11 protein-coding genes are annotated in these 12798 nt (G+C 69.2%); 4 read left to right on the top strand and 7 right to left on the bottom strand.

The features are described from left to right. Positions 1-209 precede the first annotated feature (209 nt). From NL114_RS01040 to NL114_RS01025, 4 genes are all read left to right on the top strand, one after another. Positions 210-1808: an ABC transporter permease gene (locus NL114_RS01040; RefSeq protein WP_254822956.1), complete on the top strand. Its 1599-nt coding sequence runs from the start codon at positions 210-212 to the stop codon at positions 1806-1808. 55 nt (positions 1809-1863) lie between these two features. Next, entirely contained in the window at positions 1864-2427 is a 564-nt protein-coding gene (locus tag NL114_RS01035; protein WP_254822955.1) for a metal-dependent hydrolase, read from the top strand. A gap of 155 nt (positions 2428-2582) precedes the next feature. Beyond that, positions 2583-3140, top strand: coding sequence for a DUF7342 family protein (locus tag NL114_RS01030; RefSeq protein WP_254822954.1), 558 nt, complete (start codon positions 2583-2585; stop codon positions 3138-3140). A gap of 8 nt (positions 3141-3148) precedes the next feature. Beyond that, the gene (locus NL114_RS01025) at positions 3149-3655 is read left to right on the top strand and encodes a hypothetical protein (protein ID WP_254822953.1); all 507 of its coding nucleotides are present in this window, start codon (positions 3149-3151) and stop codon (positions 3653-3655) included. A gap of 54 nt (positions 3656-3709) precedes the next feature. On the opposite strand, the gene NL114_RS01020 is transcribed toward NL114_RS01025, so the two are convergent. The 7 genes from NL114_RS01020 to NL114_RS00990 all read right to left on the bottom strand — a co-directional run bounded on the left by NL114_RS01020 (position 3710) and on the right by NL114_RS00990 (position 12722). Further along, positions 3710-4402, bottom strand: a complete 693-nt coding sequence (locus tag NL114_RS01020; RefSeq protein ID WP_254822952.1) for an ABC transporter ATP-binding protein — start codon at positions 4400-4402, stop codon at positions 3710-3712. Between the two features lie 122 nt (positions 4403-4524). Further along, positions 4525-6255 (bottom strand): sodium/phosphate symporter, encoded by a 1731-nt coding sequence (locus NL114_RS01015; protein ID WP_254822951.1) that lies wholly within the window; start codon positions 6253-6255, stop codon positions 4525-4527. Next, positions 6248-9274 (bottom strand): FtsX-like permease family protein, encoded by a 3027-nt coding sequence (locus NL114_RS01010; protein ID WP_254822950.1) that lies wholly within the window; start codon positions 9272-9274, stop codon positions 6248-6250. Before NL114_RS01010 ends, NL114_RS01015 begins: the two co-directional genes overlap by 8 nt. After that, the gene (locus tag NL114_RS01005) at positions 9271-9432 is read right to left on the bottom strand and encodes a hypothetical protein (RefSeq protein ID WP_254822949.1); all 162 of its coding nucleotides are present in this window, start codon (positions 9430-9432) and stop codon (positions 9271-9273) included. The genes NL114_RS01010 and NL114_RS01005 overlap by 4 nt, the downstream gene beginning before the upstream one ends. Beyond that, positions 9429-10706, bottom strand: coding sequence for an ABC transporter permease (locus NL114_RS01000; protein ID WP_254822948.1), 1278 nt, complete (start codon positions 10704-10706; stop codon positions 9429-9431). Before NL114_RS01000 ends, NL114_RS01005 begins: the two co-directional genes overlap by 4 nt. Beyond that, entirely contained in the window at positions 10703-11950 is a 1248-nt protein-coding gene (locus NL114_RS00995; protein WP_254822947.1) for an ABC transporter permease family protein, read from the bottom strand. The genes NL114_RS01000 and NL114_RS00995 overlap by 4 nt, the downstream gene beginning before the upstream one ends. A gap of 19 nt (positions 11951-11969) precedes the next feature. Further along, positions 11970-12722 carry an ABC transporter ATP-binding protein gene (locus tag NL114_RS00990; protein WP_254822946.1) on the bottom strand — a complete coding sequence of 251 codons (753 nt, stop codon included), beginning with the start codon at positions 12720-12722 and terminating at the stop codon, positions 11970-11972. Between the last annotated feature and the right edge of the window lie 76 nt (positions 12723-12798).

The raw sequence follows: 12798 nt of genomic DNA, 5'->3' as shown, positions 1-12798 counted from the left end.
ATGGCCGAGTGCGAACGCCCGCTGCCCCCATCCCTCGCAGCATCGACCACCGGCCTGCGCGTGGCGCGTCCCGTCACCGTCGCCCTCGGGCTACGCTCCGGTCTGGGCCAGCATCGTCGGCCCCCTTCCGGCCTCGCTGCCGGGGATTCGGACGAGACCATGGGGACCTCCGCCACAGTGATACCCTGTCGTCGAGATGGGCCGGTACGATGCCCTCTCAGGATGCCCTCCTGCTCGCCGTCTGGAACTGGCTCAACCGGATGCGTGACCGCAACCCCCGCCGACTGGCGGTCCTGCTGGTCGTGACGGGTGTCGTCCTCGCCGTCCTGGGGTGGTACTTCCGGCCGTGGCTCCACGCCGTCGTCTACGGCCTCTACACGACGCCGATAGTCCTGCCGGTCGTGGTACTCGGGCTGGTGGTCCTGGCCCTCCTCCGGCCGCGTCTCGGCACACCCGGCGCTGCCCAGGTCGCGCTGGTCCTGGCCGGCTTCATGCTCTTCGTCGGCATCGGCGGTGCCGGCCTGCTGGCCGGCGAGGAACTCGGGAAGACGACGATGACCCGCTCGGACACGGCCGGCAACCTCAGCGAGACCGACCCGGCGAAGCCGCGGGTCGTCCCGCAGAGCGTGGCGACGCGGTACGCCTCGAACACCCTGAACTTCCCACAGTACCGCATCGCCGGCGGCGACATCACCGTCCGTAACGGGACGCCGTACTGGTCGTACGCGCTCGCGCCGGACGGGACGTTCAACCATCTCACCAAGCGCCAGCACGGGACGGTGCTCGTCGACATGACCGAGCAGAACGCGGAGGTCGACACCGTCGTCGGCGACCTGCAGAAGGGAATCGGCCCAGCCTTCTACAACAACTACAGGTTCGAGACGCTGAAGCGGGCCGACTACCTCGTCCAGTACCAGGACCCGTACATGGTGGTCCACGAGGGCGAGCAGTACATCGCCGTCCCGTACACGAAACCGGAGTTCCACTGGCTCCCGCTGCCGTACACGACGCCCGAATGGGGCGGGGTGGTCCTGCTCGACCGCGACGGCACCGTCGAGGACCTCTCGCCGGCGGAGGCCCGTGACCATCCCGCGCTGTCGGGCCAGAAGCTCTACCCGTTCGACCTGACCCGCCGGAAGGTCGCGGCGACGAAGTACCGCAACGGCATCGTCAACACGTTCACGAGCCACGAGGACGAGATCGAGGTCGCGCCCGTTCCGGGCGAGGGCAACAGCCAGCCGTTCCTCGTGTTCACGGAGGCCGGCCCGGAGTACGTCGTCGCGGTCGAGCCGTACGGTCAGGCCCAGGGGCTGAAGGAGGTCTGGACGATCGACGCGCGGACCGGCGAGTACGAGCGGTACTCGCCGACGGCGTCGCTGTTCGGCGCCCGCAAGGCGACCGACTACGTCCGGCAGGCCGCCCGGACGACCGACTGGAACCGGTTCACTCCCTCCGAGCCTATCCCCGTCGTGGTCGATAGCCAGCTCTACTGGCAGGTTCGGATCGTCCCCGAGGACAGCAGTGGCATCGCGTACACGGCGTTCGTCAATGCCCGCTCCAGCGATGTCCACGAGGTCACGACGACCGCGGAGGTGACCGCCTTCCTCCGGGGCGAGCAGGTCGACGACGGGGGCGGTGACGGCCAGCCGGGTGACCGGACGCCGACCCTGGTCGTCGAGCGGGTCGCGCCGAACGGAACCGTCGTCGGGACGCTGGAGATATACGACGACGAGACCGTCCGCGTCCGGCAGGGGAACGCCACCGCGACGAACGCGACGAACGCGACGACCAGCCCGTCCTCGGGCTGAGGTCGTGGGCGTGTCCCGAACGACCTATCCACGTCCCCGCGATACGTCCGGCTGAATGTGGCCCTGGGCCCACGCCGCGCTCGGCTACCTCGCCTACACGCTGTACCTGCGTGGCCGGTTCAGCGAGCGACCGGTCGGACTTCCCGTCGTTGCACTGGGATTCGGCACCCAGCTCCCGGACCTCATCGACAAGACGCTGGCGTGGTACGTCGGCGTCCTGCCGTACGGCCGGTCGCTGGCGCACTCGCTGCTGACGGGGACGGTCATCATGCTCGCCGTCGTCGCGGCGCTCCGGCTCCGGGGGGCCGAAACCTCGGGGACGGCACTCGCCATCGGCTACGCGTCGCACTTCTTCGGTGACGCGTTCGGCTCGCTGGTGTCACTGAGCTTCGGCGACCTCGTGTTCCTGGCGTGGCCGCTAGCACCATCACCATCGACCGAGACGGTCGGTATCCTCACCCACCTCCGGGATATCGAGGGGTCACCGCTGTTCCTGTTCGGCCTCGGTCTCACGGTGGTCGGGCTCGGGCTCTGGTACCGACACGGGCTGCCCGGGCTCCGGGAGCTGGTCGGACTCCTCACGTCCGAGGGGCGGTCGCCCGAGTCGGACGTGGAGTGAGCGGTCCCTCGGGGGTATGACGAGCGGGGCACTCAGTAGGTTTCTATGGTGTCATCGTCGAGTCTCCCGAAATTGCCGCCGATTCCTCACGAAGTTATCTCGTATATATGAGACTCCTCAAAAGATATAATAGATTACGGCGACGAGTGACAGGTATGACCGACCCTGGCCTCGAATCGTGGACTGATGGGCTATCATCTCGCGAGCGTGTCAGGGAGATCGCGACGACACTCACCCGGCCCCGCTCCGTCGAGTGGGTACGTGAACAGGCACAGATCTCCTCGTGGCAGACCGCGAAAGACGAACTGGAGATGCTCGTCGAATTCGGGCAGATTCACGATATCGAGGGCGACGACGGGAACACGAAGTACGCTCCGAACTACCAGCTCCGATATTTCAACGAAGTAACCGAGCTGATCAATGACCACAGTCGCGAGGAGCTCCGTGAGGAGATTGCCACGATTCAAGCGGAGATCGACGAATGGAAGACCGAATTCGACATCGAATCACGGGACGATCTGGAATCGACGCTCACCGATGACGACCTCACCAGCGAGGCCATCCAGGAACGGAATCGTGTGCTTCGACAGTGGGAAACCTATGAGGACAATAAACGCCTGCTCAAGCACGCACTCGAACTCTACGACGATGCCCGGTCGCTCTACCCCGGACAGGACGGTTCACCGAACTCCTCGATGCCACTCTCCCAGTAGACTGTTCGATGATATTTCTCGCGAATCGCGCGAACCTCGATAAGCGAACACTTCTCAGCCGACTCCACAACCGCCTCCAGACCCAGGTCTCCACGGAGGGGTCTCCAGTTGAACAGGTCTGGTATCATATGTCTACGGGCAATAAGACCGGTGTTCGAGCGACGATTGCAGCACCGATATTCCTGACGAGGTCGTATCCTGTCGATGAGGCCGAACTTCAGATTTCGTTCGACTTCCCACAGGACTACGCGTATGATTTCTACAAGGTCCAGTGGGTCGAGCCCGAGCGTGACCTCATGATCGGATGGCACCAGGATGAAACACACATGAGTCTCGGAGAATGCCACCTCCAGATCGATCATCGAGGAGAGACGGTACAGCGAGAGGAGGCCGAGTTCCTCGATTCGCACCCTCTGAACGTGTTTGAACAGCGAATTGATGGGCTAGTTAGTGTGCTCGACGAACTACGGTGGGAAAACGACCGCCCCTCCATCCCGGAACACGCCATTCGTTGACATCCTCCCACGACTTCAGTCGTGGGCGTTCTCCTCAAATCTCTGTAATCGACACTAGCGGCTGACAATCTGCCCATCCCGCAGCGTCACGGTCCGCTCGAACCGCTCGCCCAGTGCCCGGTCGTGGCTCACGACCACGAGCGCCGTCTCCCGTGTGGCCTCGTCGAGCAGGTCCAGCACCCGCCCCTCGGTGTCGGGGTCGAGTTGCCCGGTCGGCTCGTCGGCCAGCACCACAGCCGGCCGGTTGGCCAGCGCCCGGGCGATAGCGACGCGCTGTTTCTCGCCGCCCGAGAGCGACGCCGGGTACTGGTCGGCGAGGTCGACGATGTCGAGGCGTTCGAACAGCGTGTCCAGCCACTCGCCGTCGTGGCTCCCGCCGTGTTCCTGCGGGAGCGCGGCGTTCTCGCGAGCCGTCAGGTCAGGGATGAGCTGGAAGTCCTGGAAGACGATGCCGACGTGGTCGCGGCGCAGTGCCGCCCGCTTGCGCTCCGGGAGCGAGGCAGCGTCCGTCCCGCGGACGAGGATACGGCCCTCGGTCGGCGGTTCGAGCAACCCGAGGACGCGAAAGAGCGTCGTCTTCCCGGCGCCGCTCGGTCCGCGGATGAGCAGTCGGGCCTCCGGCGGCACCGCGAGCGAGACATCCGTGAGGACACGGGTGTCGCCCCGGTCGACCGAGACACCCTCGGCGGCCAGCACGGGCTCGTCGGGACTGCTCGCATCCGTCGACTCCCGCCCCTCCGTTGTCATCGCTTCCGCTTCTGCCGACGGGGGCCTAACGGTGTCGACTCGATTCGAGCGTTCCTCAGTATCCAGTAATACTCTGTATTTTTACCGGAAATGTGATATAGTGACAATATTGGGGATTTAATTCAGCAATCCTTGCTGCTGGCTCTCGGGACCACCAGCGTGTGGGAGTCGACGCCGCCGGAGTGGTAGACCACGTGTCGTCGTTCGAGGAATCCTTCGTAGCGGTCGCGCGACAGCGTCTCGGGGGCCGTGGGGTACAGGTGTGCTCCGGCGGTGACCCAGTCCTCCGCCACCAGAACCGGACAGGTGGGCGGTGGTCCGCCCTGGAGCCAGCTTCGGATGGGGATGACCTGAACGGTGGCACCGGTCTCGGTGTAGTAGTGGATGCCCACCCGGGACAGTGCGTGGTCGGTCGCATAGGAGCCGTTCACGTACCGCTCCGCGAATGTCACCCCCTGGAACTCACCGGGCGTGGTCGTACTGGGCATCGCGCCGGTGTCGAGGTCCACGTACCCGACAGGAAGGGTGGCGGCCAGCGCTATCACGAAGATGAGCGTGAGAGCCACACGCCCTGCGGCCCCTAGCCACGACGGGATTCGTTCGGAGCCACTGGCACCGGTGACGCCGCCGTCGGCCGCCACGCCCGGAATCGAATCAGAGACACCTCGTACTGCGGGCTCTGCTCGAACCAGCACCGCCCCGAGTGCGACGCCGACGAACACGAACGCCGGCAGATGGGCGAACGACTGGACGCGGATGAGCAGGTCGAAGAACTGCGGCGTGAGCGTCGCGGTCAGCGCGTAGTAGGTGAGCGCGACGGGCGCGAGGAGCGCAGCCAATGCCGGCGTCCCACTCCCTGCACGACCCGCAGGGAGCCCGACACCGACCAGCACGACGGGAACGACGTACGCGCCGATGAGCAGCGCGACGAGGTTCGGTGACGGAACGGTCCCCGGGTAGATGGTCACGACCGTGTTCACGCCGACGAGGACGAACCAGCCACCGACCGGGAGCAACCAGGCCAGTCGGAGCGCCGTAGGCGACGCCGACCGACTCCACACGGCGAGGATGCCGACCGCGACGACCCAGGCGACGAACAGGCCGAGGGTCCCGCTCAGGAGGCCGCTGTAGGTGAGGTCCAGCCCCACCGCGGGTGCCGTAAGCGCGTAGCCGAAGTAGACGGTCCAGTAGCCGAGGCCGATGGCGAGCGCGGCGAGCACGTCCCAGCGGTCACGGCTCCGGACGAGCGCGGCCGTCGCCACGCCGGTCAGCGTCATCCCGGCGACGAGGCCGCTCATGTTGTGGAGCAGTGGCATCGTCAGCGTGAGCGCGACGGTCGGTATCCACCACGCCGGGCGTCGAGTTCGGAGTGCCTGCCACGCCGCCAGCGCCAGCAGCGGCACCACCAGCAGTCCGAACGCCTCCTCGTCGGGCACGCCCGAGCGCCGGAGGTAGAGCCCCTCGACGGCGATACCGAGGCCCGCCGTCGTGGCGGCGATGCGCAGCCGTCGCGTCGACCAGTCCCGCTCACGGCCGATGCGAACCACGAGTGCGACGGCGGTCAGGCAGGAGGCCCCACCCGTGACGGCGACCATCGGCTGGGCGATCCGCAGCGTCGAGACGCCGGTGACGGCCGCCAGGAACCCGTGGACGATGGTGAAGACGAGCTCGTCGGCCTGGAGCGTGGCTATCGGGAGCGCACCTCCGGTCGTCGCCTCCGCGAGTCGGGCGTACCGGAACGCGTCCAGCGTCGCCGGGTACGGGCTCCAGTACAGCGGCCACGCTCGCGTCGCGATGCCCACGGCGAGCGTTGCCAGTGCGACGAGGGCCAGTCCACGGCGGCGGTCAGTCATCGTCGTCACCTCCGACGGGCTCGGCGCGGGGACTCTCCCCGACTGAATGGGACTGCCGGGTTCGGCTACGGCCGTTCATTCCCGGGGGGTGCGGTCCGGAATCAGCGAGCAGCGAGGCCGGTGGCGCCCGGAGCGTCCCCACCAGCGCGAGGCCGGCAGCGACCAGGGTCAGCAGCACCGCGCCCACGGCACAGACGACCAGCACGGCCAGCGTCGGGAACCCGATGCGGACGCCGAAGACGACGAGCAGGTCTGCGGCGCCGAGTCCGGCGAGCGCGACCGACGCCAGGACGACCGCCAGTAACGCGGCGACGATACCGATCCGGAGTGCGTCGGAAAGCACCAGCCGCGCGACGCGAGCGGGCGTCGCACCCGTCGCGCGGAAGACGCCGAGCGTTCGCCGGCGGGCAGCGACAGCAGCCGCGAACGCGGCCGTCGTCCCGCCGACGGTCATCAGCGCCGCGAGACCAACCAGGGTCCCGACGAGCAACCCGAAGTTCCCGAACGCCACCTCGATGGCCTGTCCGATACCGCTCGTCCCCGTCCGGCCGCTGGTCGCCAGCGCCGCGACGATGCGGTCGTCGCCGGTCACCCGGTAGGTGGCGTTCAGCGCGGTCGCATCGGTTCCGGACCCGACGCTCGCGGTGACGGTGTACTCGCCCGGTGGCTGCCTGCCGAGACGGCTGTCGAGCGCCGTTCGTTGCCCGGGCGTCAGCTGTACCTCTCGGTCGAGTGTAGCGCCAGGACCCGACAACTGCACCCGTCGCGTCAGCGTCCGGTTCCACGGGTTCGACAACCGGAGTGTCGCCGTGGGCCGGACGAGCGTGCTGGGAGTGTCCGGTTGGACTGCCAGTCGCGTCTCCACCTGCCGGGTCGCGTTCGCCGCGACGGTCACCGTCACCTCCGCGGCCGTCGCCCCTTCTGCAGTTGTCCGCACAGTGTAGGTGCCGGGCGTGGCGGGCAGTGCGAGTCGTGTCCGACCGTTGCTCCCCGTCGAGACCGAACGGTTCCACGGCCCGTTCGTGACCGTCAGCGTCGCTCGCGTCGGTGCGCCCGAGGCGTTGACGACCCGGACCAGTGGCTCGGACCGAGGTGGTGCCCGCTCGGGGACGCCCTCGAGTGCGAGTGCATCGCGGGGCACGACCGTCACATCCCGTCTGGCGTCACCTGCCTGCACGGTGGCCGTCCCGGCCGCACCCGCGGGGAAGGTGACGGTCCGCGTCGTCGAGCGTAACGGCGCTAGCGTCACCTCGATGGTCCGCGTCGTGCCACGATACGTGACGGTGATTCGCTCGGTTCCCTCCGCGGGTGCGTCGTTTCGAACGGTTACGTCGACCCGGAGCTGTCCCTCCGCGGGCACTCGACCTGGTGTCGAGAGCCCGGTGACACCGATGCCGCTCCCGGTGCCCGGCGCCACGGCCGGGAGGTCGGTCGCCCGGATGAGGTTCGCCTGCCCCTCGCGGACGCTGGTCAGCGACCGCGCCGTCGCCAGCGGGACCACGACCTGATCGTCGAACGGGCCCGCGGCCTCGAACGTCCCGACCAGCCGGACCTGCGTGACTGCGGGCTGGGTACTCCCACCCAGAAGCACCTGCTCGCCGACGGCGAGGTCGAGCGTGGCGGCTGCGTCGGCGCCGATGACGGCCTCGGAGGCGTTCCGCGGTGCCCGGCCCGCGACGAGGTCGGCGTCGGTCACCCGCGAGAAGGCGGTGTAGTTCGCCCCGCGTGCCGGCACGGGCTGGCCGTCGACGACCTCGAACAGGAGGATTTCCGGACTCGCATTCGCGCCGCGTGCCCGGAGCGCGTCGGCGTAGCCGGCCGGCAACTTGCTACTCACCGGATGGGTGCTCCCGGGCTGGACGATGGTCGTCGTCTCGACGGCGGTTCCGCTGTCGACCAGGCCGTCGAGCGGTCCCGCGCCGCCCGCGATGGGTGCGGCGACGCCGGCCAGCCCCGCGGCGAGTCCGACGAACAGGACGAACGCCGTCAGTGTCGCCGCGGTCGGAACCAGTGGTCGCCAGCCCAGAATCCGGGGCCGGGCGGCCGCCCGGAGCCGGGCCACGAGACTCGAGCCCGTGTCGGCACCGGACCGCCCGCTCACGGGGTCGGTCAGGCTCCCGGGTGGGGCGCGAGCGGCACTCCACGACGCGATGACGCCACTGCCGATTCCGACGCCGATCAGCGCCGCGAACAGCGGCACCAGCACCCGGACAGCTCGTGGTGACACCTGCACGGCGAGCGATGTCGGCAGCCCGGCCACGACCGCGACGTTCACGGCCGCGTTTGTCGCGATGACGCCGATAGCGTAGCCCAGCGCCACGCCGACCGCGGTCAGCAGTCCCGCACGGGCGGCGAACAGGCCGAGGACCGTCCGGGGACGCCCGCCCGTGGCCCGCACCACGCGGATGGTCGGGCGCCGGTCCCGGACGCTCATGCGCGTGACACTGTAGGTCGTCACGCCGACCAGCAGTCCTCCGCACGCTGCGGCCACGCCGACGACGACGAGTGCCTGCTGCGTGCCGGCGACGAAGAACGCCAGCGCGGACAGCAGGGGGACGCCCTCGTTCGGAACGGCTGCGGCGATTGCCCCGTCGACGCCGGTCGCGTTCGCTCCCTCTCGTGTATCCACACTCCGGCCATCGGGGTGGACGGCCAGCGCCGTGCGTGGCGACCTCACCTCATCTGGTGTAACGACCTGCCACTCTGGGGGCACGGCATCGCGGAGCGCCACGCCCCCGACGGAGGCGTTCTCGGGGATGCCCACGACAGTCGTGCCGTTCGCGTTGCCGAGCGGCAGCACGACGGCGTCCGGGTCGTTCGCGGCCGCGGCTGCGGGCGACTCGTGGGCCGTCACCGACCCGGGCGAGTCGAACTGCGCGGCGATGGTGGCGGTCTGTGCGCCCGCGGCGAAGACGAGCAGCGTCGTCCCGACGAGGAACGCGACGGTCACGGCGACCACCAGCACCGCGAGTCGGTCTCGGCGTGACCAGCGCGTGAGAAGTGCGCGACGGTAGCTCATCGGCTCACCTCGACGGGCGGCGTGTAGCGCCACTCGTAGATCTGCTGCCGGATGTCGTACATCGACTCGGCGATGTAGCACGCCGGCTCGCGCTCGTCTCGCGTCGCTCCCGGGCCGTCGTACGACGAGGTAGCGCGGTGAGCGACGAATCGGATCATTGTCGAGAGAGGACAGCCAGCGGGTCGATGCTCGCGGCCCGCCAGCCGGCGACGAGCGAGCCGAGCGTTCCCATCGAGAGCGCCAGCCCCAGCCCCACGCCGTACAGCCAGAGCGGTGTCTTGATGAGCTCCGTGAACCCCGTCAGGTCGGCCACGAAGCCGTTGACGACGCTCACGAGCGGCGGGACGAGCAGACAGCCGACGGCGCCGCCGACGAGGCCGAACAGGACCCCCTGTGTCCCGACCATCACGCCCAGCGTGCGGCCACGCATCCCGACGGCCTTCATCGCGGCGAGCGCCTCGCGCTGGTGGTAGACGACGAGCGCGAGCGTGTTCAGCACCAGCGCGATGCCGGCGACGACCGCGAGCAGGACGAGCGTCCCCGCCCCGGCCAGCACGGAGGCCTGTCGACCGATGATGGCGCCCACCTGTTCGTCGTTGGTCCGGAAGTCGAAGTCAGCGTACTCCCGTTCCAGTGCTCGCTGTGAGCGTTCGGTCCCGTACCCCTCGGCGAGACTGACGCCGACGATGCTGGCGCGGTCGCTCCCGGTCGTTCCCGAGACCTCGTGGAGTTCGCTCAGATGCACTGCGACTGTCGGAACGCCGAGGAACCGCGAGAACGAGCGCGTCACCCCGACGATGCGGAACTCGTTGCGTTCGGCCTGGTAGATGGTGCCGCCGACGTACAGCGTGTCGTTGACTCCCACGTCGTACCGCTCGGCGGTCCGCTCGTCGATGAATATCTCGTGGGTCATCGGCCCGTCGTAGCTCCCGTTGGCGTAGTGGACATCGCCGGTGGAGAACCCGCCCCCACCGACGACTCGCGACCCGTTCCCGGTCAACCCGACACCGGCGATAGTATCGAAGTTCGACGGGCTATCGCTCACGTACACCGTCTGGAATGCCAATGCCTGTGCGTCCCGGACCCGTTCGTTCGATTCGAACTCCTCGGTCGTCCGATGGGCCTGCGGGATTGGGTTGGCGACGCCACCGATACCGGCCGGATTCAGCTCCACCTGGCCACTCGTCGCCCAGAGGTCGTGGTCGAGGTAGTCGATTGCCTCGTCACCGGTCGTCGTCAGGCCGTAGCCCAGCCCCGCGAGCGAGACGACCAGCACCACCCCCAGCGCGATACCGACCACCGACAGCACCGACCGGACGCGGTAGTGCCGGACCTGTGACAGCGAGATACCCACCGCAGCGCGGGCCCGCGTCCCGGGAAGCCACGACGGGGCTGGTGATTCGTCCCCCTCGGAATCGCCGTCGGGGCTCATCGAAGCACCTCCCGGACGGCCCGCGTCCGGCGACTCACCACGACCAGCGGCGGCAGCGCCACGAGGCCGACACCGAGCGCGACCAGCAGTCCGTACAGTCCGAACACCGGCCGGACCGCGAACGGCACCGCGGTTCCGAACACTCCCAGGAGGGCGACGACGGCCGCGGCGACGAGCCAGCAGCCCACGCCGACGAGTCCGCCCACGCCCGCGGTCGCCAGTGTCTCGCCGGCGACCAGCGTGGCCCGTGAGGTGCCGGAGACGCCGATAGCCGCGAGGACCGCCCTGTACTCGGCGTCCGCGAGGACCGAGAACCCGACCGTCGTCACGAGGAACAGCGTTCCGACGACGACGGCGACGACCAGCGCCGCGGCGGCCATCGCCACCGGCAGGCCGCTCTGCTGTGCCCGCGAGGTGAGCAACTCGCCGCGAGTCAACACCTGGGCGTTCGGGTACACGCCATCGAGGTCCTCGGCGGCGACCGAGCCGTCCGTCGAGACGAGGATCTGGTCGGCCACGTCGCCGCTCGTCCCGCCCGTGAGCCGCTGGAGTTCGGCGAGGTGGACGACTGCGACCGGCAACTGCCCGATTCCCGGGCCGTCGGTGGTCGCGATTGTCGAAACGGTGAACCCCTCGTCGAACTCCGTCCCGGCGACCTGCAGGCTCGTTCCGGGTTCGACCTGTCCGCCCTCGGAGCCCAACGTGCTCGCGGCACTCTCGGAGACGACCGCCTCGCCGGTCCACGTGCCGTTGTACGACCCGTTCGCGTAGTAGGGGTCGCCCGGCGACAGGGCGTCCGTCGGCAGCCCGGCGACACGCTGCTCGCTCGCCCCCGGAAGCACGCCGAGGACGACGACGTACTGGGGCTCCACGTCGCTGTCTGCTGGCCCGAGCCGAAGCACGCCGGTGAGCACGGGCGTCGCGTCGGTGACGCCCGGTCGGGCGGTGAGGCGTTCGGTCACCGGATGGACCTGCCCGAGTCGCTGCCCCTCGACGGCCGTCACGGCACTGCCCGCGGAGCCCTCCGGGAGGATCCAGTAGTCCGTCTCGTCGGTGCCGACTGTCGTCCCCGTCACGAGGCCGGCGCTCACGCTCGTCACGACGAGCAGCAATGCGACCGCGACGGCGACCCCACCGACGCTGAGCAGCGTCTGTCCGTCCCGCTCGCGGAGTCGGTGGCCGAGCCGCGCGGCGGCCAGCCCCGCGAGCCCGCGGAGTCTCCCGCGGTGTGTCCCCGAGTCCACTCCGACCGGGGGCGGCTCCTCATTCATCTCTGTGACCCCGGTCGGCGCCGCCGGCGTCGATGCGGCGCCCATCGCGTAGCTCTATCACGCGGTCGGCGGCCTCGGCCACGGCATCGTCGTGTGAGGCGACCACGACCGCCCGGTCGTCTGCCGCCTCGCGGAACAGCTCCAGCACCCGCTCGCCGGTCGCGGTGTCCAGTTCCCCCGTCGGCTCGTCGGCGATGACGAGCGCCGGGTCCAGCACCAGCGCCCGGGCCACGGCGACACGCTGTCGCTCGCCGCCGGAGAGCTCGTCGGGCCGGTGGTCGAGTCGGTCGCCCAGCCCCACGCGTTCGAGCAACTCGTCGGCCCGCTGATGGCGCGCTCGCCGACCGATGCCGGCCTCGACCAGCGGCAGCGCGACGTTCGAGCGGGTGGTCAGCGACGGGAATAGGTGCATCCGCTGGAACACGATGCCGATGTGCTGGCGTCGGAGTCGCGTCCGGCCACGTCGGCCGACCGATTCCGTGTCCGTCCCGGCGATGCTGACACTGCCGGCCGTGGGCGTATCGAGCGCCGCGAGGAGGTGCAACAGCGTCGACTTGCCGCTCCCGCTCGCGCCGACGACGGCGACGAGTTCGCCGGCCTCGACGGCGAGCGAGACATCATCCAGTGCCGTCACCGTCGGCCCGCTGTCGCCCCGGCGGTACTCGCGGCGCACCGAGCGACAGACGACCGGCGGGTCGGTGTCGGCGGATGGAGGAGCGGCGACCGTTTCGGAGGGCTCTGACATCGGGGAGTCTGTCGGCTATGGGCGCAGTTCGGACAAAAAGCCACCGTCGTCGGTCGGATATCGAGCGGGCGAGTGT

The sequence above is a fragment of the Haloglomus halophilum genome (assembly GCF_024298885.1).
Lineage (GTDB): Archaea > Halobacteriota > Halobacteria > Halobacteriales > Haloarculaceae > Haloglomus > Haloglomus halophilum.
This window is presented reverse-complemented; position numbering and strand designations above follow the sequence as displayed.

Bases quoted from the DNA above. Each gene is read 5' to 3' on its own strand.
- NL114_RS00990 (WP_254822946.1), bottom strand. From the start codon at position 12,722: ATGTCAGAGCCCTCCGAAACGGTCGCCGCTCCTCCATCCGCCGACACC.
- NL114_RS01030 (WP_254822954.1), top strand. From the start codon at position 2,583: ATGACCGACCCTGGCCTCGAATCGTGGACTGATGGGCTATCATCTCGC.
- NL114_RS01040 (WP_254822956.1), top strand. From the start codon at position 210: ATGCCCTCTCAGGATGCCCTCCTGCTCGCCGTCTGGAACTGGCTCAAC.
- NL114_RS01010 (WP_254822950.1), bottom strand. From the start codon at position 9,274: ATGAGCTACCGTCGCGCACTTCTCACGCGCTGGTCACGCCGAGACCGA.
- NL114_RS01025 (WP_254822953.1), top strand. From the start codon at position 3,149: ATGATATTTCTCGCGAATCGCGCGAACCTCGATAAGCGAACACTTCTC.
- NL114_RS01020 (WP_254822952.1), bottom strand. From the start codon at position 4,402: ATGACAACGGAGGGGCGGGAGTCGACGGATGCGAGCAGTCCCGACGAG.
- NL114_RS01005 (WP_254822949.1), bottom strand. From the start codon at position 9,432: ATGATCCGATTCGTCGCTCACCGCGCTACCTCGTCGTACGACGGCCCG.
- NL114_RS01000 (WP_254822948.1), bottom strand. From the start codon at position 10,706: ATGAGCCCCGACGGCGATTCCGAGGGGGACGAATCACCAGCCCCGTCG.
- NL114_RS01035 (WP_254822955.1), top strand. From the start codon at position 1,864: ATGTGGCCCTGGGCCCACGCCGCGCTCGGCTACCTCGCCTACACGCTG.
- NL114_RS01015 (WP_254822951.1), bottom strand. From the start codon at position 6,255: ATGACTGACCGCCGCCGTGGACTGGCCCTCGTCGCACTGGCAACGCTC.